We start from the raw sequence: 26705 nt of genomic DNA on the forward strand, positions 1-26705 counted from the left end.
GAAGTTTGCAAAATTCAAATCAAGAAATTAGGTACGGAAGGCCAAAGGGGTAAAAGAGGTTTGTTTTTTAAAGAAATTCGAGAAATGGGCTAATTCTTCAAAACCCAAAGAAAAAGCAATTTCGGAGATATTCCAGTCTGTTTGTTTTAAAAGAATTTTGGCTTCACTGGTCAAACGGCTGCTGATTAATTCGGTTGTAGTTTTTCCGGTATTTTCTTTTAGAACCTTATTGAGATGATTCACATGAACCGATAATCTTTCTGCAAAATCTTTGGCGGTTCTGAGCTGTAATCGCTGATTTGGAGATTCAATCGGAAATTGTCGTTCTAGCAGTTCAGCAAATAAAGAGGAAACTCTGGCTGCCGAATTGTGTTTCGAATACAAGGCCGTTATAGGCTGTAATTTTTGCCCGAAGTGAATTAACTCAGCGACATAATTCCGAATCAAATCGTATTTGTAAATATAATCGGAGTTGATTTCTTTTTGTATTTTGTTGAAAATCAATTCTACTTCGGTCACTTCTTCGTCCGTTAGCTGAAAAACAGGATAACCGTCAGAAGCAAAAATCGGAAGTTCGTCTAAATCAATTCCGCTTTTTGTTTTTGATAAAAACTCACTGGTAAACACACAAAATTGTCCCGACTGATTAGTGTCCTGTGGCAAATAATTGTATGGGATTTTTGGCGTAGCAAACAGAAGGCCCTGTTTTTCAATCTCGATTATTTTATCAGCATATTCGGCGCGGTTTCGACCTTTAATCAAGCTGATTTTGTAATAGGCACGTCGGTCGTAAGGCATGATCGCTTTCCCTTGAAGCCGTTCCAGAAGCTCCTTAATATCAAACACATTAAAATGACCAATTTCTTTTTGAATGTCATTAGGCAATAAAGAACTCGGTTCAACAGACGAGCCTTCAGTAATATCTTTGTAAAAGGAATCCAGTGATTTCATAGCTGAGAATTGTAAAATTCAAATATACGGAAATTCTAAATATCAAATTCCAAATTCCAAGTTTCAGGTTTCAGGTTTCAGGTTTCAAGTTTCAGGTTTCAAGTTTCAGGTTTCAAGTTTCAGGTTTGCGCAATCTTGTCATTTCGAGGAACGAGAAATCACATACGAGGAGCGACAGAGATTGTCGACTTAGTTTGCGTAGTTTCTGGTGTGATTTCTCCCTTCGGTCGAAATGACAAAACTGAATAATTGGAAAGTGTATGAGGTAAGGAGACTAGGCTGAGCGAGAGTTTTCAGATTTCAAGTTTCACATCTCACACTTCACATTTAAAACAAACTTCCCTGGATTAATTCCGGCTGGGGATTACTGCCAAAAGGGATCGAATCAATCACAAAAAACTGTTTTTTTATAGGGTCGAATTCGCGTAGAACTATTGCTTCGCATAAAAAATCCATTGCAATTGTGGTAAAAAGCTGTGATGCTGTTTTAAGATGCTCGGGAGTCAGTTTCCGGCCAATAGAAATATGAGGATCGCTACTTTTTTTAAGATTAGAAAGCAGTAATGCCTCCTGTGTTTTTTTCATAATCGGTTTTAAATCCTTCTTTGATTCTTCATTTGGAGCAATGAAAAAAGCACCGCTTTCATACGAGCCAAAATGATCTAGTAGCACCTGAAAAGGAGTATAGCTATTACAAACTTTTAAAAGCCTTTGTCTGAATTTATCTATTTGAGAATCGTCAGTTGAAAATTCACAAATCGTAATATGCGCTATTGAATTCTTACTGTTGTACCATCCAATTTCAGCAGCTAAAAGTTCTTTCATTACTTTGATAGCCTCAATTATTTCTTGCGACGGGTGAATAACAACTGAATATTTCTTTTCCATTTTTGGCGTTTGGTTTGGTGCAAATTTAAATAAACCGTTTGGATTCGGACGGTTTAAGATCAGTCCCTTTAAAACGTGAGGCCACACGCGAAGAAATGCTCCGGTCTATAAATTTCCTTTAAGATGTAGTCGATGCTCTATTTCTGATTTTAACAATCCGCTTCCCCCTCCAAAATGTTCAATAACTTCGACATTAGGTTGTTCTTTCAGGCAGAAAGAGGTAAATTCCTTCTCGATATGATCTTCAATTCCCGAACTCAAAAGAACAATATCTATTTTGTGGTTCAGAAAATACTCCTGAGCTAATTTTTCGTCACTGAAACCAACTGCATTCCAGTTTTCATAAGCATTGACCAGTCGCAGCAAAATTTCCAGTATCGCCTGGTTTTTTCCAAGTATTAAAAATTCGTATGTTTTCATAGTTAGTAGAGTTTTTTTTCTAAGGTACTGAGGTTCTGAGACACTAAGGTTCTAAGGTTTTAGATTCCACAATCTTAGTACCTTAGAAAAAGACATGTGTTTGACAAATTTACTAGTAAAGAATTTGTTTCAACTTAATCTAGAATAAGAAAACCACAAAGTTTTCAAAACCTTAGCACCTCAGTACCTCAGAAAAAAAATAAAAGATTTTTACCCCCTGCTGATTCAGACAGTCAGTGACTTAGCGGTAGTAGAGCGAAAAAGATTTTTGGAATGTGGAAAGGCGTAATGATTTCTCTAAAGTTGCATGTACTTTTGCGCCGTAGAAACCGTGGGTTATGTCGTGTTTACCTTTTATGCGGCATGTAGGTTGCTATAATTAACTGTTTTTGGAGAAACAATTTTTTTAATTACAATGAAAATTTGACTTATTCATTTGATCGTGGGTATAAGCTTTGTATGAATTTGCAAGAGTACAAAAGAGTCTTATTTTTATAGGGTTTTTAGATTTGGTTGGTTGGTTAACCGAGTCTAAAGACCCTTTTTTTTTGCGTTTATTTTTCTTTAAAATGTGGCGTACCCATTAGCTTTAAGCCATTCTTCACAATCTTTGGTCCAGAATTTACTGGTATCGTTGACTCCCAGACCAAAACCATGCCCGCCTTTTTCATAAAGATGTAACTCAGTCGGAACGCCATTTTTTTTGAGCGCAAGGTAGTAATTGATGCTATTCTCTGACAAAACCACTGTATCATCGGTAGCGTGAATTAAAAAAGCTGCAGGAGTCTTTGACGTAACTTTCTTCTCGTTCGAATAAAAATCCAGTAACTCCTGAGGGGGATGGTTTCCAAGCAGACTCGTTTGGGAACCTTTATGCGTAATATCATTTTGCATCGAAATTACCGGATAGATCAATAGCGAAAAATCAGGACGAGCACTTATTGTAGAATTTGTTTCGTAGGTCACATCGTCGTAATGAGTGGCTAAGGTCGAGGCCAAATGTCCTCCCGCTGAGAAACCAATAATACCAATTTTGTTGCTGTCTATGTTGTATTTGGCCGCATTTTGCCTCACATAACGCATGGCTTCCTGCGCATCCTGTAATGGGCCGGTATTTTTATTTTTCATGATCTGATCACTAGGCAATCTGTATTTGACCACAAAAGCGGCAATTCCTAAACGATTCAGCCAGTTGGCAACTTTCGTGCCTTCTTTGTCTATTGCTAAATGCTGATATCCTCCGCCCGGGAAAATAAGAACAGCGGTCTGATTGGGTTTAGGATTTTTCGGTAAAAAAATACTCAGAGTTGGAATGCTGACTAAACTCGTGCTTTGTACTTTTCCGTCTTTAAGAGATTCGTTTTCTATATAATTAGAAGCTTTTATAGCTCCTGGAATCGTATTCCACAGTGGTATGATTTGATCTTGTGCGTGTAATTTAGACTGTATTATGGTGAGTAAAAATAGCGTTAGAAGTACTTCTTTGATGGTATAGTGTTTTAAAAAAGGCAATTTTTTCATGAATTATTTGAATTTTTAAGTGAATGAAATGGGAGTTTTAATCGCAAAATTTTTGATCAGATTTTAGTTCCGGTAAAAATGTAACAAATGACTTTTGCCCTGTAGATTGCAGAATTACTGGGGATTCATCAAAAGTGAAAGTTTTCTGGACAATTTTGATACATAAAACGGACAAATTTCACACAATAGCTTTTAACAAATATATTGTTTAATCTTTAATTTTGAGTTCTTTTTTTTGATTGATATGTTTAATTATGAGTTTAAATTAATTTTTTCTATAATTTATTTGGAATATAAAGATTTAAAACTATATTTGTGCAATCGATTACATTTGTTTAATTTTGCTAGATTAAATTCAAAGGTGCTGCCGTTTTTGTATCGTGTGTTAACTACAGATTAAACTACCCGAAAAAATATCAATTTTATAATAAACCATTACCATGAACCAAACAGATGCAGTTATTATGAGCCAAACCAAAAAAATTACAGGAAGTTATCGTTGGAGTATATGTGCGTTGCTATTTTTTGCGACAACCATTAATTACTTAGACAGACAGGTACTTTCCTTAACCTGGAGCGATTTTATTGCGCCGGAGTTTCATTGGACGAATAATGATTATGGAAATATAACCGCCTTGTTTTCTATATTTTATGCTGTTTCGCTGCTGTTTGCAGGAAGATTTGTAGATTGGATGGATACCAAAAAAGGATTTCTCTGGGCGATTGGAATCTGGTCTTTTGGAGCTTGTTTGCATGCCTTTTGTGGTATTGCCACAGCCGGAATCATTACGGGAAACTGGTTTGTAGGCTTTGAAGGAGCGAAGGAAGCGATTCACCTTGTAAAAGATACCGGATTGGTAATCAATGTAAGTGTAACCTTGTTCATCTTCGCCCGTTTTGTTTTGGCGGTAGGAGAAGCAGGAAATTTTCCGGCAGCTATTAAAACAACAGCCGAATATTTTCCTAAAAAAGACAGGGCATTTTCAACCAGTATTTTTAATGCAGGTGCCACTGTTGGGGCATTAGCAGCTCCTATATCCATTCCATTTATTGCAAAATCGTTCGGATGGGAAATGGCGTTTATCATTATTGGAGCTTTAGGCTTTGTCTGGATGGGATTCTGGATTTTCATGTATGATAAACCTGAAAAACACCCAAAAGTAAGTGCTGCAGAGTTAGAATATATTCAACAGGATGATGTGGCCGACAGTAAGTTAGAAGGATATGTTCCGGAAACCAAAGACAAAGTATCTTTTGTAGATTGTTTTAAATACAAACAAACCTGGGCATTCGCTTTTGGAAAGTTTATGACCGATGGTGTATGGTGGTTTTTCTTATTCTGGACGCCGGCTTACCTGAGCTCTGTTTACGGAATGGATTCTACGCAGGCCGCTTTGCCTTTATTTGTTTTGTATATGATCACCCTGCTGTCTATTATTGGGGGGTGGTTGCCAACCTATTTTGTGGAGAAAAAAGGAATGAACCCTTACGAAGGCAGAATGAGAGCCATGTTGATTTTTGCATTTTTTCCGTTACTGGCTTTAATTGCACAGCCTTTAGGGTACATAAGTTATTGGGTTCCTGTAGTTATTATTGGTATTGCAGGGGCGGCTCACCAATCATGGTCGGCTAATATTTTTACCACTGTGGGAGATATGTTTCCTAAAAAAGCCATTGCAACGATTACCGGAATTGGCGGTTTAGCAGGAGGTGTTGGTTCAACTTTTATCAACAAGGGATCAGGAATGCTGTTTGATTATGCGAAAGAAAATAATATGTCGTTTATGGGCTTTCATGGAATTGAGGCCGGCTACTTTATCATTTTCTCTATTTGTGCCGTTTGTTACTTAACAGGCTGGTCAGTAATGAAAACGTTAGTGCCAAAATACAGTCCGATAACCAATCTTTAAAATTTTCGGAAGTCCGGTAAACTGTCGTTCAGTATCAGGATAGAAGAGAGAAGTATTAATAAAAAATAAAATAAATTTTTAGTTTCAATTATGGTTTTTAAGGATAAAAATCTAATTTTGTGCAATCGATTACATTAAAATATAATTATGACAAAATATAGCTCAAGATACGCGTCAAGCCCCGAAGCGGTGAAAAAGTATGATACTCAGGAATTGAGAAATGAATTTTTAATTGATGACCTGATGCAGGAAGATGAGATTGTATTAACCTATTCTCATTATGACCGATACATAGCCGGATCGGCAGTTCCGTTAAAGGATCTGGCTTTAGAAAGTATTGATCCGCTTAAAGCTGGTTATTTTTTGGAAAGAAGAGAAATAGGCATCATCAATGTAGGAGGTAAGGGAGCTGTAGTAGTAGAAGGAGTTTCTTTTGAATTGGATTTTAAAGATGCTTTGTATATCGGAAGCGGTAACAAAGAAGTAATCTTTAAAAGCGATGACAGTAAGAATCCTGCAAAATTTTATATCAATTCGGCTCCGGCCCACACTACCTATCCAACGGTAAAAGTAAGTCTGGCGGAAGCCAATAAACTGGAATTGGGTACTATGGAAACCGCCAATCACCGTACCGTAAACCAAATGATCATTGGAGGTGTTGTAACCACCTGCCAGTTGCAGATGGGAATGACCGAGTTAAGACCCGGAAGTGTTTGGAATACCATGCCGGCACACGTACACGATCGCAGAATGGAAGTGTATTTTTATCTCGACATTCCCGAAAATCAGGCCGTTTGCCATTTTATGGGGCAGCCTCAGGAAACAAGACATATTTGGATGAACAATCATCAGGCCGTTATTTCACCACCCTGGTCCATCCACTCCGGTTCCGGAACCAGTAATTATACTTTTATCTGGGGAATGGCCGGTGAGAATTTAGATTATGGAGATATGGATGTGTGTAAAATCACCGATTTAAGATAGAAATTATGGTAAACTCATTGTTTGATATAAAAGGAAAAGTTGCCCTGATTACAGGAAGTACACACGGACTGGGGATGGCAATGGCAAAAGGATTGGGTGAGGCAGGTGCAACAATTGTAATAAACGGTAACTCTTCTCAACAAAAAATTGATGCTGCTGTAGCCGAACTTGAAAAAGACGGAATTCATGCGGTGGGTTATAAGTTTAATGTAACCGATGAGATGGAAGTGATTGCCGCCATTCGACAAATTGAAAATGAAGTGGGTCCCATTGATATCCTGATCAATAATGCCGGAATCATCAAAAGGATTCCGCTGATCGAAATGGAAGTCGCCGATTTTAGGGAAGTTATCGATATTGATCTGGTAAGTCCGTTTATTGTATCAAAGCACGTGGTGAGAGGAATGATTGAAAGAAGACGAGGTAAGATAATCAACATTTGTTCGATGATGAGTGAGTTAGGCCGCAGTACAGTAGGAGCTTATGCTGCTGCAAAAGGCGGTTTGAAAATGCTTACTAAAAACATGGCTACCGAATGGGCCAAACACAATGTTCAGATCAATGGCATTGGCCCCGGTTATTTTGCTACCGAGCAAACCAAACCGATCCGCGTTGACGGGCATCCGTTTAACGATTTTATCATCAGCAGAACGCCGGCCGCAAAATGGGGAGAAGCCAGTGACTTAGCAGGAGCAGCTATATTTTTATCTTCAAAAGCCAGTGACTTTGTCAACGGTCATATTTTGTATGTCGATGGTGGAATTTTGGCAACAATTGGCAAGCCGTCAAACGAATAATTAGTTCAATTATATTAAACAGACATGAGTTCAAATACCTTCATAAACGATAATTTTTTACTTGAAAATAAATTTGCCGAAGAGTTGTATCACGCTTACGCTAAAAATCAGCCCATCATAGATTACCACAACCATTTGAACCCGCAATTTATTGCCGAAGATAAAATTTTTGATACCATTACAAAGGTGTGGATCAACGGAGATCACTACAAATGGCGTGCGATGCGTACCTTAGGGATTAACGAGCAGTTTGTAACCGGAACTGCTTCCGACAAAGATAAGTTCTTAAACTGGGCGAAAACAGTTCCGTATACCATGCGCAATCCTTTGTACCATTGGACACACTTAGAACTGGCCCGTTATTTTGATATTTATGATTTGCTGAATGAAAAATCGGCGGAGAAAATATACATCGAAACCACGGAGAAAATTAACTCTCCAGCCTACAGCACACAAAATTTGCTTAAAAAAGTAAACGCTGAATTGGTTTGTACCACCGAAGATCCTATTGATAATTTGGAGTTTCATCAGAAACTGGCAAAAAATCCAATCGGAACCAAAATGAGTACAGCATTCAGACCTGATAAAGCGATCTTAATTTCTAATGATGGCTATAATGCATATCTGGACACATTAGGGGATGTGTCCGGAGTTGCAATACACACCTACTCAGATTTGTGCAGTGCCTTAAGAAACCGAATTGAGTTTTTCAATCAAAATGGCTGTAAATTGAGCGATCATGGTCTGGATCAGATTTACTTTGAAGATTTTACAGAAAATGAAATCAACACCATTTTCAAAAAGAAAAGAGAAAACAGAATTTTAAGCCCCGAAGAAATTTTAAAATTTCAAAGCGCTGTATTGTTATTCTTGTCCGAAACCTATCATGAATTTGGATGGGTACAGCAGTTTCATTTAGGAGCATTGCGAAATAACAACGCCCGTATGCATCGAATTTTAGGACCGGACACAGGTTGGGATTCTATAGGAGATTATCCGCAGGCACAAAAACTATCCGGCTTTTTAAATGCCCTGGACAGTCAGGATAAATTGACCAAAACCATTATTTATAACCTAAATCCGGCTGATAATGAGGTTATGGCAACCATGATTGGAAATTTCAATGACGGTAGTGTCAGAGGAAAAGTGCAGTTTGGATCAGGCTGGTGGTTTTTGGATCAGAAAGACGGAATGACGAAACAATTAAATGCCCTTTCCAATATGGGGTTAATCAGCTGTTTCGTGGGGATGCTAACAGATTCAAGAAGCTTTCTGTCGTTCCCGAGACATGAGTATTTCAGACGTATTTTATGCAATCTTCTGGGAGATGAAATCCAACGCGGTGAGCTTCCGAATGATATGGAATGGATTGGAAAATTAGTGGCTGATATTTCGTATAACAATGCAAAAGGATATTTCGGTTTTTAGTGAAATGTGAAATGTGAAGTGTGAAATGTGAGAAGAAAGAGTTTTAGCGTCAAAGCTTAAAATCTTTTTAATCATAATAATCTGTGGCAAAAAAATAATAATAAATATGAGTAAAGTAGTTGCATTTGGGGAAATCATGTTGCGTTTGTCGACTGAAAGACATTTGCGTTTTTCGCAAGCTACAGCATTTGGCGCTACATATGGCGGCGGCGAATTTAACGTTTGCGTGTCTTTGACGAACTATGGTGTCAATGCAGAATTTGTAACAAGATTACCCGAGAATGAAATTGGGGTTTCGGCCTTAAAAGAAATGCGAAAAATGAATGTAGAGTCCCGTAACGTAGTGTACGGAGGCGAACGTTTAGGGATTTATTTTCTGGAAACCGGTGCAGGAACACGCGGCAGTAATGTTGTTTATGATCGTGCCCACAGCTCAATGGCAACTATTGAAAAAGGAATGATTGACTGGGAGAAAGTGCTCGAAGGAGCAACTTGGTTTCATTGGAGCGGAATTACGCCGGCAATTTCTCAAAGTGCTGCCGAAGCCTGTTTAGAAGCAGTGAAAGCGGCTCATAAGTTGGGAATCACAATTTCCTGTGATTTGAATTACAGATCAAAATTATGGCAATATGGAAAAACGCCAGCCGACGTAATGCCGGAGCTCTTGCAATACTGCAACGTTGTTTTAGGAGATATTGATACCGCTTATTTTATGCTTGGAATTCCGAAAGTCAATCCGGATTATCAGGAGGAGAAATCACTTCCGGTTTTGTACCGCAAATTGTTTGATTTGATTCCGAATTTAAAAACAGTAGCCACAACCCTGCGTTATTCTGTAAATGCTTCACACCAGAGAATTGGCGGAATTTTGTTTGACGGAAAAGCCATTTATCAGGCAGCCGTAAAAGAAGTAACGCCAGTTGTAGACCGAGTAGGAAGCGGAGATGCCTTTATGGGAGGTTTAATTTACGGATTGCAACAATATCAGAATAACCATCAGCGGGCCCTAGATTTTGCAGTGGCCGCCTGCTGTTTAAAACATACCATAGCCGGAGATTATAATCTGGTAACCTTAAAAGAAGTTGAAAATATAATAGATGGTGATTCTGCCGGATTAGTATCCAGATAATTGATTTAAATATGGCAAAATATTCAAGAATAGAAGTGGCTTTAACGATGAAAGAGAACGGAATGGTTCCGCTATTCTTTCATTCAGATATCGAAATAAGCAAGAAAGTACTAAAAGCCTGTTATGATGGAGGCGCACGATTAATGGAGTTTACAAGCAGGGGAGATTTTGCTCATGAAGTTTTTGGTGCTTTAAACAAGTATGCTTTGGCAGAATTACCGGGAATGATGCTTGGTGTAGGTTCTGTTACAGATGCGGCTGCGGCTTCGTTGTATATGAGTTTAGGAGCAAATTTTATCGTAACGCCGGTTTTTAGAGAAGATATAGCAATCGCCTGTAATCGCCGAAAAGTGCTTTGGTCTCCGGGCTGTGGAACTTTGACGGAAATTGCGAGAGCCGAAGAATTAGGATGCGAAATAGTAAAACTGTTCCCAGGGGATATTTACGGACCGGAATTTATAAAGGCTATAAAAGGCCCTTGCCCGTGGACAAGTATTATGCCTACCGGCGGAGTTTTGCCAACAGTAGACAGCCTGACTTCGTGGTTTAATGCAGGAGCAACCTGTGTTGGGATCGGGTCACAGTTAATTTCAAAAGACATATTGGATAACAATGATTTTGACGGACTAAAAACAAAAGTCAGTCAGGTTCTTGAGATCATAAAAAATATTAAAAATAAATAAGGAGTAATCATGCCAATCCTTATTTAACATGCGTTTTTTTAGATTTTAGAAATTGTAATTGAGCATTACGCTTGATAAATAAATTTTGTGAATCCTCACAGCAAGATTTGTTTTCCTCACACAAGCGTAATGTTTCTTTTACAAGACGAGAGAAGGAGCGGAAGTAAGAGATTAAACGTGGTTATTTGTAACACTTTAAGAGAAAAGTAATGGAAAAAATAAACAGAGAAAACTCAGGTTTTTCAGAAAAACTTCCTATAAAAATAGTTCAGTTTGGAGAAGGTAACTTTTTGAGAGCCTTTGTCGAATACGCTTTTCAAAAATTAAATCAGGACGCTGGTTTTAATGCAGGAATTGCCGTAGTACAGCCTATTGACAGAGGTTTGGTGAATATGATTAATGCTCAGGACGGACTATATACCCTGTTTATGAAGGGCGTTAAAAAAGGAGAAGAAATTCAGGAGAAAGAATTGATTAGCAATATCGTGAAAGCAGTGGATCCTTACGCTTCTTTTCAGGAATATCTGGCTTTAGCCAAAGAAGAAGAACTGGCTTTTATCATTTCAAATACAACCGAAGCAGGTATCGAATACATCGAATCCGATCAGCTGGCGATGCAGCCACCGGTTTCATTTCCGGCTAAATTAACGGTGCTTTTGTATGAAAGATTCAAACATTTTAACGGTGCGGCAGACAAAGCTTTAACGATTATTCCTTGTGAATTAATCAATTACAATTCAGATACTTTAAAAGAAATTATTTTAAAATATTGTGCTGATTGGAAACTGGAAGAAGAATTTATTTCCTGGTTAACCAACAGCTGTTCTTTTCACAATACCTTGGTAGACCGAATTGTACCGGGTTATCCTAAAGACCAGATCGAAGAATACAACAGCCAGTTAACTTATAAAGACGATTTGATTGTAAGTGCCGAAAGCTTCTTTTTATGGGTGATTGAAGGCGATGATCAGCTAAAAGCAAAACTTCCGTTTGATCAAACCGCTTTAGATGTGAAAATCGTGGCAGACATGCAGCCTTACCGCACGCGCAAGGTGAGAATTCTGAATGGAGCACATACCGCTATGGTTCCTTTTTCAATGCTTTATGGCAACGAAACAGTAAAAGAAACGGTTGATAATGCTTTTACAGGAGCTTTCGTAAACAAAGCTGTTTTTGAGGAAATTAATGAGACCTTGAACATGGACAAAGTAGAATTGGCCAGTTTCTCTGAAGAAATTTTGGATCGTTTCAGAAACCCGTTTATCAAGCATTTACTCTCATCTATTGCATTAAATTCAGTTTCAAAATTCAAAGTAAGGGTATTGCCTAGTTTGACAGGTTATGTAGCGATTCACGAGAAACTTCCGGTTCATTTAACATTTGCATTTGCGGCCTTAATTCGTTTCTACAAAGGAACTTGGAAAGGGCAGGCCTTGCCGGTTAATGACAGTGAGGATATCGTCTCTTTTTTTGACAGTCTTTGGAAATCGGATGATTATGAAAAAATAGCGCGACTGACTTTGCAAAATAAAAATTTCTGGGACGAGGATTTAACTCTGCTGCCGGGATTAACAAAAGCAATTGCAGTGGCATTGGAAGAAATTGATGCAAACGGAGTTGAAAATGGTTTCGCCAATTTTCAAAAACAAATAAACAAGGTAACTCAGAAAGTTTAGTTATGGCAACGCAAAAAAAACTAATAAAAGTTCATCCTACTGACAACGTAGCGGTAGCTTTAGTGAATCTTTCAGCTGGTGAGGTGATTGATTTTGACGGCTCGGCTGTTACTGTAGAGAGTGATGTGAAAATGAAACATAAAATCGCGATGGTTCCTTTTAATATAGGTGACAGGATTATTATGTACGGTGTTTTGGTGGGGAAAGCCAGTGCTAAAATTGAAAAGGGAGGTTTGCTTTCTACAGCAAATGTCAAACATGAAAGCGATAAGGTTACCGGAAAAACAGAAACGATTGGCTGGACGGCTCCTAATATTGACAAATGGAAAGACAGAACTTTCATGGGCTATCACAGAGAAGACGGGCAAGTTGGAACAGAGAATGTATGGTTGTTTTTTCCATTGGTATTTTGTGAGAACCGAAACATCGAAATCTTAAAAGACATCTTTGAGAAAGAATTGATGAAACCGAAGGAAAACGATTATCAATTGTTGCTTCGTTCTTTGGTCAAATCAGAAACGGGTGGTGCAGGAAATGAAGCCGCTTCAAATGAAGCCAATTTATTCAACAATATCGAAGTAAAATTTATCACGCATCAGGGTGGTTGTGGCGGTATTCGTCAGGATTCGCATAGTTTGGCTAAATTGTTGGCGGGTTATGTAAACAATCCAAACGTGGCGGGAGCAACTGTTTTGAGTTTGGGCTGTCAGAATCTGCAGATTCAGATTTTTAAAGATGCTTTAGATGCCATAAATCCAAACAGTAAAAAACCGGTTTTGATTTACGATCAGCAGCAAATCGGAACCATCGAAACCATGTTGAGCAGTGTCGTAAAAGATACCTTTGAAGCAATTAAAAAAGCCAATGAAGTACAAAGAGCTCCGGCACCTTTGTCAAAACTAAAAATTGGTTTAGAATGTGGCGGTTCAGACGGATTCTCGGGAATTTCGGCTAACCCGACTTTAGGAGTAACGTCAGATTTACTGGCCGCTTTAGGAGGAACTACCATTCTTTCGGAATTTCCTGAATTGTGCGGGGTAGAACAGGAATTGGTCAATCGTTGCGTGGAAGATGAAGGAGGAGAGCGTTTTCTCGAATTGATGAAATGGTACGAAAAAACGGTGGTAGATGCCGGTTCAGGATTTGATATGAACCCTTCTCCGGGAAATATCAAAGACGGATTGATTACCGATGCGATGAAATCTGCGGGAGCAGCTAAAAAAGGCGGTACATCACCAATTACGGGTGTTTTTGATTATGGTGAATACATTTCAAAACCAGGATTAACCTTGCTTTGCACACCTGGAAATGACGTTGAATGTACAACAGCAATGGTAGGTTCAGGAGCCAATATGGTATTGTTTACGACAGGTTTGGGAACTCCAACAGGAAACCCGATCGCACCCGTAGTGAAAATTTCATCCAACACAGATCTGGCTAAAAAAATGTCGGACATCATTGATATTGATACCGGCGGAATCATCACCGGAGAAAAAACGATCGACGAAATGGCCGACGAAATGTTGGAATTTATCATCGATGTTGCCAGTGGTACCATTAAAACCAAAGCAGCAATCTTAAATCAAAACGATTTTATTCCCTGGAAAAGAGGAGTTTCACTTTAAGTTTATTTAAATTGGATTTATAAAATGATTAAAAAAAGAACCCTAAAAGTCAATAAATAGATTGATTTTTAGGGTTTTATTATTTGTTTTTTTAGCAATATTTATAGTAATTCATCCAGTTTGTCATTTCGACCGAAGGGAGACTCGAGCGATAGCGAACAGGCGAAGCAAATCACACTCGCTAATCGACAAAGATTGGCGACATTTTTTGCGGAGTCTCTAATGCGATTTCTCCCTTCGGTCGAAATGACAAGATTGGGGAAAATAAACTTTGTGTGTTCTGATTCTGTTTAAGAAGAAGATGTTGTTCTGCTGGAAGACTTACGAATGTGCAATTCCGGCGCAAGAACGACCTTTTTTTCGATTTTAATAGTCTCGGTTTTATCAACCTGTTCCAGAAAAACACGTGCAGACATTTTCCCCATTTCTAAAGGAGATTGGTCTACAGAGGTAATGGATAACTCCATGAATTTGGTAAAAGGTTCGTTACTGAAACCGGCTACACAAAATTCTTTCGGAATATTGATGTTTCTTTCTTTTAATTCCTGTATAGCGCCTAAAGCAGCAAAATCACTCGATGAGAATATCGCATCGGGAGGAGTTTCCAGTTGAAGCAAAAGGTCAACAGCCTCTTTTCCGTGATCAACCGTACTTTTAACCGGAATAACGTACGCTTCATTAAAAGGGATTCCGCTATCCAGTAATGCCTGTTTGTAACCGAGGAACCTGTTCTTGAAAATTTCAAGCGACTGATCTCCGGATAAATGTGCAATTTGTTTGCAGCCTTCATCGATCAAATGTTTGGTGGTTAAATAACCGCCTCTAAAATCATTTATCGTTACAGAGCTTACGCCGTCAATATGTTTGCTTCTGTCAAAAAAGATCAACGGAACATTTTTTTCTAAGACATATTGAAAGGCACCGTCGTTTTCTCCCGTGACATCGGTAACCGACATGATGATGCCGTCGACCTGAGCGTCTATTAAAGTATATAGATTTTCGTTTTCTCTTTTCGGGCTTTCGTGCGTCTGGCAAATAATAACCTGATAGCCATGCGGATGAAGTTCTTCTTCGATACCTCTGATTACCGAAGCAAAAAAGTTGCTGTCGATACGAGGAACGATAACGCCAATATTATTACTTCGGCCACTTTTTAAGGCGAGCGCCAGCTTATTCTGCTTGTAATTCATTGAAGCCGCAGTTTTAATAACCAACTCACGAGTGCTCTCTTTTATTTTCGGATTGTTGTTTAACGCCCGGGAAACAGTAGCAGCGGTGATATTTAATTTTTCGGCAATATCGTAAATGGTTATTTTTTCGCTCATGAAAAATGTTTTTTCAAATTAATCTCTGACAAAAATACATATTTTTTTATAACGTTACACAAATTGTTATCGATTACCATAATTTATAATTAAAACGATTTCAGTTGCACAATGCTAATAAATTATATGTTTTTTTACATTAAGTGTAATTATAATTCCCAATAAAAATTAAATATATAATTAATTTTCAAATAAATTTGGTGCATTGGAACTTATTTTTTACTTTCGTGTAATCGATTACATAATTGCATTGTTTTGGAAATCAAACCAAAAATATCATACAAATGACTACAGGGAAAGTTTTAGTGTTTAAATCAGTTTTAATGGCGGTGGCAGCAGGAATCATTATGTTGTCTTGTGGGAAGCAGGTTTTGACAGTTTCTGAATCTGATCCCTGGAAAAACAAAGAAGCCATCGTTAACAGCATTCCCGAAACCCGCTTTCCGGATAAGACTTATAATATTAAAGACTTTGGAGCGGTGGCCGACGGAAAAACATCAAACACCTTAGCCTTTGAAAAAGCAATAAAAACATGTGCTCAGAATGGTGGTGGAAAAGTACTGGTTCCTGACGGGAAGTATCTAACAGGAGCCATTCATTTAGAAAGCAATGTAAACCTGCATTTGGACGATCATGCTGAAATTCTTTTTAGTATCAATCCTAATGAATATCCTATAGTTCATACCTCATTTGAAGGAACCGAGCTGATGAATTATTCCCCTCTTATTTATGCAAAGAACAAAACCAACATTGCCATAACCGGAAAAGGAACTTTAAACGGACAGGCTGATCACACCAATTGGTGGATTTGGTCGGGAGGTAAAGATTACGGCTGGAAAAAAGGAATTCCATCACAAAATGACCCGCAGAACCGTGAGGTTTTGGTAGATATGGCCGAAAAAGGAGTTCCGGTTCCCGAAAGAGTTTTTGGAGAGGGACGTTACCTGCGCCCTAATTTTATTGAGTTTTTTGAATGCAATACCGTTCTGGTAAAAGACATTACGATCATAAACGCTCCTTTTTGGATCTTACATCCTCTAAAATCCATGAACATCATTATTGATGGTGTTACCGTAAACAGTCATGGACCTAATAATGACGGTTGTGATCCCGAATACTCGCAAAACATTCTCATCAAAAACTGCACGTTTAATACCGGTGATGATTGTATCGCAATCAAAGCAGGAAGAGATGCCGATGGCCGACGTGTGGCTATTCCGAGCAAGAATATCATTGTTCAGAATTGTAAAATGATTGATGGTCATGGGGGAGTTGTTATTGGCAGTGAAATATCGGCCGGTGTCAACAACGTTTTTGTAGAAGACTGTGTCATGGACAGCCCCAATCTGGATCGCGCCATCCGGATCAAAACCAATTCAAAAAGAGGCGGGGTCATAGAAAATGTATATGTCCGAAATCTTGAAGTCGGAACTGTAAAAGAATGTGTTTTAAAATTAAACATGTTTTACAACGTCTACGGATCGCAAACGGGCAACTTTATTCCGACCATCCGAAACATAAGCCTTGAAAATGTAAAAGTGAAAAATGGGGGAAAATATGGAATCTGGGCAGAAGGTTATGCACAATCTCCCGTTGAAAATATCACGCTTAAAAACGTAGTCATTCAAAAAGTAGACTCCGTACACCTGCTTAAAAACGTAAAGAACATCAAATTTATGAATACCTATATCAATGAAAAAAAAGTAGAATAACTTCTAAAACAAAAACTATCAATTAACCAAACCATTTTTAAAAATTATGAATATCAGACCATTATTAAAGAAAAAAATAAAATACAGTCTTGTATTTTTATTTTTCCTGAATTTTCTGTTGAGCACCGCCACTTATGGGCAGTCGACTACAATAGAGGGGAAAATTACAGATGCTGCGGGTTTATCATTGCCAGGTGTAAACATTCAGGAAAAAGGAACTAAAAATGGAACTTCTACAGATTTTGAAGGAAGTTTTAAAATAAATGTCACCAGTAACAAAGCTATTTTAATTGTAAGCTACTTAGGTTTTCAGACGCAGGAAGTGAGTGTCGCCGGAAAATCGAAAGTAAATGTTAGCCTTGCCGAACAATCGAACTCACTTAATGAAGTGGTGGTTGTAGGGTATGGTACAGCAAAAAAGACAGATCTTACAGGGGCTGTCAATACCTTATCGGCGGCTAAAATAACCGAGAGAAACGTGACGAACCCAATGGAAGCCATTCAGGGGGGTATTGCCGGAGTTCAGGTAACTTCAAACAGTGGCCGAATTGGAGACGGTTTTAATGTGGTGATCAGAGGAACAAACTCGATCAATAAAGATGGTTCTAAACCGCTTTTTGTGGTAGACGGTGTACCGAGTGACAATATTGACTTCCTGAATCCGCAGGATATTGCGAGAATGGACGTACTGAAAGATGCCTCTTCTGCTGCAATTTATGGTTCAAGAGGAGGAAGTGGGGTTATCATTGTAACCACCAAAAGCGGAACGAGCGCTAAGTCGGGTGTAACGGTTACATTTGACAGCTCTTATGGTAACAAACAGGCCGTTCGATTACCAAAACTAATGAGTCCTGAAAAATGGTGGTATTACCATCAATCGGCTTTTTTGGCAACCACTATTTCAGCTACAAATCCAACCTATAATGATATTGATGCTTCAGAATTGAATGCAGCTGTAGGGCAGGCAGGTACAAACCCCGTTTTATTTCAGCGAGTAGCTAAAAATCAAAGCTACAACTGGCAGGATACAGTTCTTAAAGGCGGAATGACACAAAACAATTATCTGAATGTTTCGGGCCGTGCTGATAACGGACTGTCTTACAACATTGGTTTGGGAGCTCAGAAAGAAACCGGAGTAATTGACAATGAAGGAATTGATAAATACAATTTTAAAGCAGGTTTAAACCATAAGGTAAACGATAAAATTTCATTTGGAGTAAACCTTACCATTTCTAAGACTTCCGAACAGTTAGGGAGTCCAACGGCCATGCAGGAAACTTTCAGACAAAATCCGTATACGTCGCCTTGGGCTATAGATGCTGCCGGTAATGAAATTGTGGGCACTTATGCGCAGCAGCCGGGGACATTAAGATATCCTAACGGAAATTTGGCGATTAACAAAACGGGTTCTTATAATCCGCTTTTAGAAATCGCAAATTCGGCTGATGAAATCGAAAGATTCACCACTATTGGGAATATTTTTGGAGAATATAAAATCAACAGTTGGTTATCGTTCCGATCTACTTTTTCAGCAGGAAAAATGGATGCCAGAGAAGGAAGATCCTTTGGTGCTCAAACCGATTTTGGTCTTAAAAACAAAAGTTTACCATCCGGTGACGTAACGAATCTGAATAATTTTAATTATACCTGGGACAACCAGTTTAACATCAACTATACCTTAAACAAAGACCACGTTTTTAGCTTTTTAGGACTTCAGAGTTTCTACTCTAATACTACCGAAACTTACTTTGCAGCCTCAAGAGAAAACCCTTTTGAAACCAGTTTTTACAATTTAGGTTCAGGAGTTCAGTCTACTTACTCTTTGACACCATCAACCGGGACGATCGCCTTAATTCCTTCGGGAGTATTCACACCGTACTCTAAAAACACTTTAGAATCGTATGCCGCCCGTTTCAATTATGCGTACAAGGGACGTTATTTGTTAACCGCTTCGGTACGTTATGACGGATCATCAGTTTTAGCAGAAAATAATAAATGGACCGCTTTCCCTTCTGTAGCCTTAGGATGGAATGTTCATGAAGAAGGATTTATGAAAAAATTAGATTTTGTTTCTAATTTCAAACTAAGAGGAAGTATTGGGTACACAGGAAACGATAACGTAAGTCCGTATTCGAGTTTAAGCGTTTTAAAAAATCCTACTTATTATGATTTCAACGGTACCATCGCAAATGGTTACACGGCTTCAAGTTTAGGAAATACAAACCTGACCTGGGAAAAAACAAAAGAGGTGAATTTAGGTTTAGATTTCGGATTTGCTCATAACAGAATCTCAGGTAGTGTGGATGTGTACAATCGTTTGTCAAAAGATTTATTGTTTCAGCAAGCACTTCCATTGGAAATTGGAGTACCAACCATTACCTCTAACGTAGGTTCGATCAGAAATAAAGGTAGTGAGGTTGCCTTGGTTACTAAAAATGTTCAGACTAAAAATGTGAGTTGGGAAACGAGTTTTACTTTTACTAAAAACGTAAACAAACTCGAATCGATTTATGGACAGGATCAGGTAAGTGATGTTGGAAATAACTTATTTATCGGAGAAAATGTTCACTCTTATTACAACTATGTTTTTGATGGCGTATGGCAGGAGAGCGAAGCAGCACAGGCCCTTACTTACGGTCAGAAACCGGGAGAAGCAAAAGTAAAAGACCTGAACAACGACGGTAAAATTGATGCCAATAACGACAGAGCTATTTTAGGAAACTACGATCCTAAATGGTCCGGAAGTTTTTCTACCACTTTAAAAGTAAAACAATTTGACTTGTCGATGTCTTTGATCACCAATCAGGGAATGACGGTATTTAGCGGATTCCACGACAACTTTGCCGATGTTACCGACAGAGGACGTCAGAAGTTTGATCTTGGCGATTGGTATGTTCCGGCTAATGGTGCAGGTTTGCCTGCCCAGTATTCAAACACAAATCCGTTACCACGTGGAGCGGGTGTTTACTACGATACCAATAACGTAGCATTTTATAAAGACGCTTCTTTTGTAAAAGTGCAAAACATTGCTTTAGGTTATAGTTTTGATCAGGATTTGGTGAGTAAATTAAAAATTAAAAGTTTAAGACTTTATGTGAATGTGTTGAATCCTTTTGTATTTACAAATTATGAAGGATATGACCCTGAATGGGCAACTGCAGCATTAGCGGTGAATCGCGTAGCAACAATGACGGTTCAGATGGGATTAAGTTTAAAATTTTAAAGTAAGAAAAATGAAAAAAATACTAATAGTTTTAGGAATACTGGTGACGACATTAAATTCGTGCTCCAATTTTATAGAAGAAGACAATCGTGCCTTCGGTTCGGCAGAACAATATTTTCTTACGGCACCCGGGTTTGAGTCTTTGGTAAACACCAATTATGCAACTTTAAAAGACATTTACGGTGGTGATCCGTGGTTGTTTGAAGCAGGTACCGATATGTACTCTGAAGGAAGAAATCAGGAACCGGAAGGACTGGCTAAATATTTAACCCTTTCTTCGTCTTCTGCGGGAGTAGATTTGTTATACAGAACTTGTTACATGGCCATTCAGCAAGCCAACAAAGGATTGTACTATTCAACCCTTACCGAAAAAGCAAGTACCGTAGATACAAGAGTGGGAGAACTTAAATTTTTAAGAGCAAATGCTTATTTTCTTTTGGTTCAGACCTACGGAGGTGTTCCTGTTGTATTGGAAAATATCAACACTGCTGTGACTTCTTTCGACAGAAATTCGGCAGAAGAAGTATACACTCAAATTTTAAAAGATCTTAACGAAGCCTTACCTGCAGTGGCTACAGGCGCCTACACAGGAAGAATTAATAAAAGAGCCGTTCAGGATTTACTGGCAAAAGTATATTTGACGAAAGGTTATGAAACTTTTGGAACTGCGGCAGATTTTACAACCGCGGCCAATTTAGCCGATCAGGTAATTGCGGGACAGCCACTTAATATTTCTTTTGCCGACGTGGTAAAACCAGGAAACGAAATGAATGCAGAAACGATCTTCTCTGTTCAGTTTTCTGTAGCGTCAAATGCTACCGGTCCAACAGCTTTGGGAAGTTCGCAAAACTACTGGTTTAGCTCGTATTTAGGAGCGGCAGCAGCAGGTAATCCTTATCCAAACAGAAGTTACACACTTTGCCCTACAGTTTACGCATTATCGCTGTATGAGCAGGGCGACAAACGTTGGGAGAATACCTTCATGACAGAAATCTACAGCAAATACTATGATTTTTACACTGTAGCAGATAAAACAGCATTAAAAATTACAGATTTTTATGAGCCTCGTTGGTTTACTTTGGCCGATAGAGCAGCCTGGAATACGGCTAATGCTTCAAGAAAAGCAAATGCAGCAACTTTCAGATATCACAATTGGGGAACCTATTCTTCAGCAGCAGCTTCAGGGGGTGACTACAACCTGATTCCGGTTCGTAAATTTGACGATCCAAACGCTCCCTATAGCGGTGCAACCAGTGCAAACTACAACACCACACCGATCACACCGGCAACCAACAGAAGCAGTAGCCGTGATTTTATTGTAGCAAGACTTGGAGAAACCTATTTGGTAGCCGCCGAAGCTTATTTTAAAGCCGGTCAGCCTGCGACAGCTTTAGCACGTTTAAATGAAGTAAGAAGAAGAGCAGGTGGTGGAGTAGTCGGAGCAATTCCGGTAATGACCGCCATTGATATCAATACTATATTAGATGAAAGAGGAAGAGAATTATTAGGCGAGTACCACCGTTGGTTCGATTTGAAACGTACCGGTACCTTAGTGCAAAGAGCGGTTTTATACAATCCTAAAATCACAAATGCAAACGTCTTTAGCGGGCAAAATGGCAATCTTAAAATACTAAGACCAATCCCTCAGTCAGCATTAGATTTGAACAGAAGTAAAAATTATCCTCAAAACCCGGCTTATTAACAGGCTTTTATAATTAGTAGTTTAAAAATTTTGAGGTTCGTTTTTTTTTTTTTGAGGCAGTTAAAAAGGGGTTCGACCCGGAATCGGACTCCTTTTAACTAAAAACCAGAGCAGGTAAATGAAAAGAATAGGGATTGTTTTATTGCTTTTTTCGAAGGTTATGCTGGCACAAAACCAGTATGCCGTTGATACTTCCTATACCGAAAAAAGCACCTATGCCAAACTAATTAAGAAATATCCGTTTATAAAAATAGCGGAAGCAGACAACAAGGCAAATGTTCTTCAAATAGAGGATATAGTCTATGATAAAATTGAAAAGAGGGAGTTACATCTGGACGCCTATTGGAATAAAGGTAAAAAGGCAAATCCGGGAGTCATTCTCATTCATGGGGGAGGCTGGAAATCCGGGAATAAAAAGCAGCTGCAGGTTTTAGGACAGGCAATAAGCGCAAAAGGATATTCGTGTTTTGCAATCGAATACAGATTATCACCGGAAGCAAAATATCCGCAAGCGATTTATGATGTAAAAAATGCCATTAAATTTGTAAAAGACAATGCGAAAAAATTCCATGTAGATCCGGACAAAATTGCCATTTTGGGATGCTCATCAGGAGGTCAGATGGCAGCTTTGATTGGTACAACAAATGAGAATTTAGCATTTGAAGATCCTCGGAACAGGAGTGTATCGTCGTCAAAAGTGCAGGCAATAGTTGATGTTGACGGAATTTTAGCATTTAAACATCCTGAATCGGAAGAAAGAGAAATGGCAGCTTTTTGGTTAAATGGAACCTATCAGGAGAATCCTGAGAATTGGGAGCAGGCAGCAGCGTTAAGGCACACGGATAAAAATACGCCGCCAATACTCTTTATCAACAGTAGTTTTGATCGGTTTCATGCCGGCAGAGACGATATGATTGCGATTTTAAATCAGCATAAAATTTACAATGAGGTCAGAACAATTCAGAATTCACCGCATTCCTTTTGGTTTTTTCAGCCGTGGTTGGATGAAACGGTTTATTATGCCACACAATTTTTAAACAAAGTATTTAAATAATTACAATAAAAATGAAAACGAAAATCACCTTAGCGACCTTACTTTTAGTTGGTATTACAGCAGTTAATGCGCAAAAACAGGATCTAAAAACCGCTAAAACCTATGCCGAAATATCTGCTAAAACAGACGGAAAGTGGGAAGGTCGTAAATACATTGGCGGAACAGTATTCAAAAATGTTGACAGACTCAAATTGTCGCCGGAACATACCGATCACTCATTTGATATTCGTTACGAAGGACCGGGTTGGGAAAATAACCGCATTGGATATCGTTTGTATTTAGACTGGAGAAATGCGATTGATATATTTGGAAAAAAAACAGCAGAAATTATTTTGCCAAAAGTGGGACAGGATAATTTTGATTCGTATCATGAGATGAGCGATTGGGGTGCTGATATTCTGAAAGCCGGAAAAGGAATCGGAATTGGTTCAATAGACCGCTATTTAAACAATGAAAAATTACATTTCCATGAAGTGGATTCTACCATTGCAACAGTAGTAAACAAAACCAATGAATCGGGTGTAAAAGTGCAGTACTATGGTTGGAAAACCGCTTCTGAAAAAATCGATTTCACATCAGTTTTGACCATCAAACCAAACGAACTGTATACCAAACACACCATTCAGGCATCCAAAGAAATTAAGGGAATTTGCACCGGAATTGTAAAGCAAAAAAACACGGAACTTCTTAAAAAAGAAAGTAAAAATAAAAAATGGGCTTATTTGGCAACATACGGGCAGCAGTCATTAGTTCCGGATAAATTAGGAATGGCTATTTTTTATGAAATCGGCACAATTGAGAGTACCCCGGATACAGATTTAGATTATCTTTTAGTATTCAAACCAACAACAAAAGCGACTTCTTTTTACCTTTTAGGTGCTTGGGAACAAGAACAAAACGGAATTAAATCGAAAGAAGAATTTGTAAAATATTTAGATGAAAAGCTGGAGGTGTTGAATAGAAAGGGGAAGATGTAGAATGTAAGATGTGATATGTAAAATGTAGTTTAAAAATAGATCACAGATAAAAGGATTAGAGATTAAAAAATCTGCATAATCTGCAAGATCTGCGAGAGAAAAATATTCGCAATTTAAAACACAAGTTAGCTTAATCCATTTTAATCGTTGTAATCTGTGGCAAAAAAACATCAATTGCAAGAATATAATTTTATGCGTAAACCGACTTTTATAAAAATTAACCTTATTGTTTTGTTGCTGATGATCAGTACTAAAACAATAGCACAGACACATGAAAATAGCGTCTTGCTTGATAATCTAAAATGGTCGGAGAGAACAGCACTTACGATTTTGGATAAATACCCGCAAGCCTGGCAGATCGATGGGACCGAAAAGCCCAAATGGGATTATAAAATGGGATTGGTATTATCGGCTTTTGAAAAATTATATCGAAAAACAAACGATAAAAAATACTTCAATTATATCAAAGAATATGCAGACGAACTGATTGATGCCGATGGAAATAATAGTAAATATGAGAGAGATGAGTACAATATCGATTGTGCCAATCCTGGAAAATTACTGTTTAAGCTGTACGATGAAACGAAAGACAAACGTTATTTAAAAGTACTGCAGGAATTAAGAAAACAGCTTGAAAACCAGCCCAGAACAGCCAGTGGCGGATTCTGGCACAAACAAATTTATCCCAATCAAATGTGGATTGACGGTTTGTACATGGCCGAACCTTTTTACACCGAGTATACGGTTAGATTTGAAAATGGTAAAGCTTTAAACGATATTGCAAAGCAATTTGAATTGGTACAGACACATTTAGTGGATAAAAAAACAGGCTTGGTTTATCAGGCTTGGGATGAAAGCAAAGAAATTGCTTGGGCAAATCCAGAAACAGGAACTTCACCAACGATTTGGGGACGTGGCATTGGCTGGTATATGATGGCTTTGGTTGAAACCTTGGAGTATTATCCAAAAACACATCCTAAATATAAAGCGCTGACAGAAGATCTGAATCAAATTGCAAAAAGTGTCATGCAGCATAAAAGTGCATCAGGTTTGTGGTATCAGGTTGCAGATAAGCCTGAAATGAATGGGAACTTTTTAGAATCTTCGGCCTCGGCTATGATTATTTATGCTTTAGCGAAAGGGGCGAATAAAGGATACCTGAAACCGATATATAAAAAAACAGCCGAAGAATCATTTAAAGCCTATCTGAAAGAATTTGTAAGCAAAGACAGTCAGGGACATATCATTATTTCAAAAGTATCTTCGAATGTAGGTTTAGGAGGAAAACCATTTCGGGACGGAACAAATGAGTATTACATCAAAAGCAAAACAAAGGATAATAGCTCACCAGCGCTTGCAGCCTTTCTGCTCAGTGCATTAGAATTGGAAAAATAGTAGAATCTAAAATATAGTTTAAAAATGAAAAATAATAGAACGAAAGGTTGTTTTACAGCAGTGGCTTTAGTTTGTCTGATGGCCTTTACAAGCTGTAAAGTGACTTCTCAGGTAACGTCAAAAAAGGAAATTGTCATTGGTAAAGATCTAAAATGGTCCGATAAAATGACTTTGACTTTAATGAAACGCCATCCTGAAAGTTATAAAATTGATGATTCGAAAACACCAAAATGGGATTATGTTCATGGATTGGTTTTGCATGCTATTGCAGAATTGTACAAAAAGAATCCGGATCCAAGGTACGCGGCTTATGTAAAAAGCTACCTGGATACTTTGGTTCAGAATGATGGAACCATTAAAACCTATGAGTTAGACAAATACAATATTGACTTAATTGTGCCGGGACGTTTGCTGTTTCAGACTTATGCCGCTACTAAGGAAGAAAAATATTTAAAAGCACTTCAACTATTACGCAAACAATTGGCAGAACAGCCCAGAACGGCAAGTGGTGGATTTTGGCACAAACAAATCTATCCCAACCAAATGTGGCTGGACGGTTTGTATATGGGAGAACCATTTTATGCGCAATATACTGTTACTTTTGAAGGAGGAAAAAATCTTGATGATGTTGCGAAACAATTTGAGTTGATTCAATTGCATGCCACAGATCCCAAAACGGGATTATTGTACCACGGTTGGGATGAAAGCAAAGCAATGGCATGGGCGAATAAAGAAAACGGAACCTCTCCAAACTTTTGGTCCAGAGCTTTAGGCTGGTACGCGATGGCATTGGTTGATGCCCTCGATTATTTTCCTAAAAATCATCCAAAACAAAAAGAACTGGTAAAATACCTCAATAGTGTTTCGGCTGCTTTGGCTAAATATCAGGACAAATCCGGTTTATGGTATCAGGTTACAGACAAAGGTGGTGCAGAAGGAAACTATCTTGAAGCTTCGGGATCTTCTATGTTTGCTTATGCTTTTGCAAAAGGAGCCAATAAAGGATACCTGCCAGCAAAATACAAAAGCCTGGCCAGTAAAGCTTTTGACGGTTTGACCAAACAATTGATAAAGGTAGATGCTGATGGCGGAATTACACTTACACAAGCCTGTCAGGTGGCAGGTTTAGGCGGTAATCCTTATCGTGATGGTTCGTACACCTACTATGTAAACGAAAAGAAAAAAGACAACGATCCTAAAGCGACCGGACCGTTTATTCTGGCAGCTGTCGAATTAAACAGATAAAATAGAATTAACCCGACAGGTTTTTAAAACCTGTTGGGTTTAATTGGGTTAAAGTAACAA

The 26705-nt window shown here is 38.4% G+C and carries 20 protein-coding genes; 15 read left to right on the forward strand and 5 right to left on the reverse strand.

Annotated features, from left to right (window positions below; translation table 11 throughout):
* Positions 1-27 precede the first annotated feature (27 nt).
* The 4 genes from ACN1CN_RS19000 to ACN1CN_RS19015 all read right to left on the reverse strand — a co-directional run bounded on the left by ACN1CN_RS19000 (position 28) and on the right by ACN1CN_RS19015 (position 3780).
* A complete protein-coding gene (locus tag ACN1CN_RS19000) occupies positions 28-951 on the reverse strand; it encodes a helix-turn-helix domain-containing protein (RefSeq protein ID WP_419136795.1) in 924 nt (307 codons plus the stop codon).
* A gap of 327 nt (positions 952-1278) precedes the next feature.
* The gene (locus ACN1CN_RS19005) at positions 1279-1839 is read right to left on the reverse strand and encodes a 2'-5' RNA ligase family protein (RefSeq protein ID WP_419136797.1); all 561 of its coding nucleotides are present in this window, start codon (positions 1837-1839) and stop codon (positions 1279-1281) included.
* A 105-nt stretch (positions 1840-1944) separates the two neighbouring features.
* On the reverse strand, positions 1945-2259 hold the full coding sequence (locus tag ACN1CN_RS19010) for a hypothetical protein (protein ID WP_419136799.1): 315 nt from the start codon (positions 2257-2259) through the stop codon (positions 1945-1947).
* 564 nt (positions 2260-2823) lie between these two features.
* Positions 2824-3780: an alpha/beta hydrolase gene (locus tag ACN1CN_RS19015; protein ID WP_419136801.1), complete on the reverse strand. Its 957-nt coding sequence runs from the start codon at positions 3778-3780 to the stop codon at positions 2824-2826.
* 440 nt (positions 3781-4220) lie between these two features.
* On the opposite strand from ACN1CN_RS19015, the gene ACN1CN_RS19020 reads away from it, so the two are divergent.
* The 8 genes from ACN1CN_RS19020 to ACN1CN_RS19055 all read left to right on the forward strand — a co-directional run bounded on the left by ACN1CN_RS19020 (position 4221) and on the right by ACN1CN_RS19055 (position 14012).
* Positions 4221-5690: an MFS transporter gene (locus ACN1CN_RS19020; RefSeq protein WP_419136803.1), complete on the forward strand. Its 1470-nt coding sequence runs from the start codon at positions 4221-4223 to the stop codon at positions 5688-5690.
* 147 nt (positions 5691-5837) lie between these two features.
* Positions 5838-6674 (forward strand): 5-dehydro-4-deoxy-D-glucuronate isomerase, encoded by an 837-nt coding sequence (gene kduI / locus ACN1CN_RS19025; protein WP_419136804.1) that lies wholly within the window; start codon positions 5838-5840, stop codon positions 6672-6674.
* A 5-nt stretch (positions 6675-6679) separates the two neighbouring features.
* Positions 6680-7471 (forward strand): gluconate 5-dehydrogenase, encoded by a 792-nt coding sequence (locus ACN1CN_RS19030; protein WP_419136806.1) that lies wholly within the window; start codon positions 6680-6682, stop codon positions 7469-7471.
* 24 nt (positions 7472-7495) lie between these two features.
* Entirely contained in the window at positions 7496-8899 is a 1404-nt protein-coding gene (gene uxaC / locus ACN1CN_RS19035; protein WP_419136808.1) for a glucuronate isomerase, read from the forward strand.
* A 106-nt stretch (positions 8900-9005) separates the two neighbouring features.
* On the forward strand, positions 9006-10028 hold the full coding sequence (locus tag ACN1CN_RS19040; protein ID WP_419136810.1) for a PfkB family carbohydrate kinase: 1023 nt from the start codon (positions 9006-9008) through the stop codon (positions 10026-10028).
* Between the two features lie 11 nt (positions 10029-10039).
* Positions 10040-10711, forward strand: a complete 672-nt coding sequence (locus ACN1CN_RS19045) for a bifunctional 4-hydroxy-2-oxoglutarate aldolase/2-dehydro-3-deoxy-phosphogluconate aldolase (RefSeq protein ID WP_291287256.1) — start codon at positions 10040-10042, stop codon at positions 10709-10711.
* Positions 10712-10920: 209 nt separating this feature from the next.
* Positions 10921-12387 (forward strand): tagaturonate reductase, encoded by a 1467-nt coding sequence (locus ACN1CN_RS19050; protein ID WP_419136812.1) that lies wholly within the window; start codon positions 10921-10923, stop codon positions 12385-12387.
* Positions 12388-12389: 2 nt separating this feature from the next.
* A complete protein-coding gene (locus ACN1CN_RS19055) occupies positions 12390-14012 on the forward strand; it encodes a UxaA family hydrolase (RefSeq protein ID WP_419136814.1) in 1623 nt (540 codons plus the stop codon).
* Between the two features lie 290 nt (positions 14013-14302).
* Here the strand turns inward: ACN1CN_RS19055 and ACN1CN_RS19060 are convergent, their stop codons facing one another.
* Positions 14303-15337, reverse strand: coding sequence for a LacI family DNA-binding transcriptional regulator (locus tag ACN1CN_RS19060; RefSeq protein WP_419136816.1), 1035 nt, complete (start codon positions 15335-15337; stop codon positions 14303-14305).
* Between the two features lie 284 nt (positions 15338-15621).
* On the opposite strand from ACN1CN_RS19060, the gene ACN1CN_RS19065 reads away from it, so the two are divergent.
* From ACN1CN_RS19065 to ACN1CN_RS19095, 7 genes are all read left to right on the forward strand, one after another.
* Positions 15622-17049 (forward strand): glycoside hydrolase family 28 protein, encoded by a 1428-nt coding sequence (locus ACN1CN_RS19065; protein WP_419136818.1) that lies wholly within the window; start codon positions 15622-15624, stop codon positions 17047-17049.
* Between the two features lie 46 nt (positions 17050-17095).
* Entirely contained in the window at positions 17096-20272 is a 3177-nt protein-coding gene (locus tag ACN1CN_RS19070; protein ID WP_419136820.1) for a SusC/RagA family TonB-linked outer membrane protein, read from the forward strand.
* A gap of 10 nt (positions 20273-20282) precedes the next feature.
* Positions 20283-21974 carry a RagB/SusD family nutrient uptake outer membrane protein gene (locus ACN1CN_RS19075; RefSeq protein WP_419136822.1) on the forward strand — a complete coding sequence of 564 codons (1692 nt, stop codon included), beginning with the start codon at positions 20283-20285 and terminating at the stop codon, positions 21972-21974.
* Between the two features lie 118 nt (positions 21975-22092).
* Complete coding sequence (locus ACN1CN_RS19080) at positions 22093-23028, forward strand: alpha/beta hydrolase fold domain-containing protein (protein ID WP_419136824.1); 936 nt, start codon at positions 22093-22095, stop codon at positions 23026-23028.
* A gap of 11 nt (positions 23029-23039) precedes the next feature.
* Positions 23040-24005 carry a DUF4861 family protein gene (locus ACN1CN_RS19085; RefSeq protein WP_419136825.1) on the forward strand — a complete coding sequence of 322 codons (966 nt, stop codon included), beginning with the start codon at positions 23040-23042 and terminating at the stop codon, positions 24003-24005.
* Positions 24006-24197: 192 nt separating this feature from the next.
* The gene (locus tag ACN1CN_RS19090) at positions 24198-25400 is read left to right on the forward strand and encodes a glycoside hydrolase family 88/105 protein (protein ID WP_419136827.1); all 1203 of its coding nucleotides are present in this window, start codon (positions 24198-24200) and stop codon (positions 25398-25400) included.
* A gap of 24 nt (positions 25401-25424) precedes the next feature.
* The gene (locus ACN1CN_RS19095) at positions 25425-26645 is read left to right on the forward strand and encodes a glycoside hydrolase family 88/105 protein (protein WP_419136828.1); all 1221 of its coding nucleotides are present in this window, start codon (positions 25425-25427) and stop codon (positions 26643-26645) included.
* Positions 26646-26705 lie beyond the last annotated feature (60 nt).

This window comes from Flavobacterium sp. T12S277 (assembly GCF_048514875.1).
GTDB lineage: Bacteria > Bacteroidota > Bacteroidia > Flavobacteriales > Flavobacteriaceae > Flavobacterium.

What these genes read in the sequence shown, in the direction of transcription:
- ACN1CN_RS19065 (WP_419136818.1), top strand. Translation starts at nt 15,622, where the DNA reads ATGACTACAGGGAAAGTTTTAGTGTTTAAATCAGTTTTAATGGCGGTG.
- ACN1CN_RS19020 (WP_419136803.1), top strand. Translation starts at nt 4,221, where the DNA reads ATGAACCAAACAGATGCAGTTATTATGAGCCAAACCAAAAAAATTACA.
- ACN1CN_RS19030 (WP_419136806.1), top strand. Translation starts at nt 6,680, where the DNA reads ATGGTAAACTCATTGTTTGATATAAAAGGAAAAGTTGCCCTGATTACA.
- ACN1CN_RS19005 (WP_419136797.1), bottom strand. Translation starts at nt 1,839, where the DNA reads ATGGAAAAGAAATATTCAGTTGTTATTCACCCGTCGCAAGAAATAATT.
- kduI (WP_419136804.1), top strand. Translation starts at nt 5,838, where the DNA reads ATGACAAAATATAGCTCAAGATACGCGTCAAGCCCCGAAGCGGTGAAA.
- ACN1CN_RS19060 (WP_419136816.1), bottom strand. Translation starts at nt 15,337, where the DNA reads ATGAGCGAAAAAATAACCATTTACGATATTGCCGAAAAATTAAATATC.
- ACN1CN_RS19010 (WP_419136799.1), bottom strand. Translation starts at nt 2,259, where the DNA reads ATGAAAACATACGAATTTTTAATACTTGGAAAAAACCAGGCGATACTG.
- ACN1CN_RS19070 (WP_419136820.1), top strand. Translation starts at nt 17,096, where the DNA reads ATGAATATCAGACCATTATTAAAGAAAAAAATAAAATACAGTCTTGTA.
- ACN1CN_RS19085 (WP_419136825.1), top strand. Translation starts at nt 23,040, where the DNA reads ATGAAAACGAAAATCACCTTAGCGACCTTACTTTTAGTTGGTATTACA.
- ACN1CN_RS19075 (WP_419136822.1), top strand. Translation starts at nt 20,283, where the DNA reads ATGAAAAAAATACTAATAGTTTTAGGAATACTGGTGACGACATTAAAT.
- ACN1CN_RS19050 (WP_419136812.1), top strand. Translation starts at nt 10,921, where the DNA reads ATGGAAAAAATAAACAGAGAAAACTCAGGTTTTTCAGAAAAACTTCCT.
- ACN1CN_RS19055 (WP_419136814.1), top strand. Translation starts at nt 12,390, where the DNA reads ATGGCAACGCAAAAAAAACTAATAAAAGTTCATCCTACTGACAACGTA.
- ACN1CN_RS19015 (WP_419136801.1), bottom strand. Translation starts at nt 3,780, where the DNA reads ATGAAAAAATTGCCTTTTTTAAAACACTATACCATCAAAGAAGTACTT.
- uxaC (WP_419136808.1), top strand. Translation starts at nt 7,496, where the DNA reads ATGAGTTCAAATACCTTCATAAACGATAATTTTTTACTTGAAAATAAA.
- ACN1CN_RS19040 (WP_419136810.1), top strand. Translation starts at nt 9,006, where the DNA reads ATGAGTAAAGTAGTTGCATTTGGGGAAATCATGTTGCGTTTGTCGACT.
- ACN1CN_RS19045 (WP_291287256.1), top strand. Translation starts at nt 10,040, where the DNA reads ATGGCAAAATATTCAAGAATAGAAGTGGCTTTAACGATGAAAGAGAAC.
- ACN1CN_RS19000 (WP_419136795.1), bottom strand. Translation starts at nt 951, where the DNA reads ATGAAATCACTGGATTCCTTTTACAAAGATATTACTGAAGGCTCGTCT.
- ACN1CN_RS19095 (WP_419136828.1), top strand. Translation starts at nt 25,425, where the DNA reads ATGAAAAATAATAGAACGAAAGGTTGTTTTACAGCAGTGGCTTTAGTT.
- ACN1CN_RS19080 (WP_419136824.1), top strand. Translation starts at nt 22,093, where the DNA reads ATGAAAAGAATAGGGATTGTTTTATTGCTTTTTTCGAAGGTTATGCTG.
- ACN1CN_RS19090 (WP_419136827.1), top strand. Translation starts at nt 24,198, where the DNA reads ATGCGTAAACCGACTTTTATAAAAATTAACCTTATTGTTTTGTTGCTG.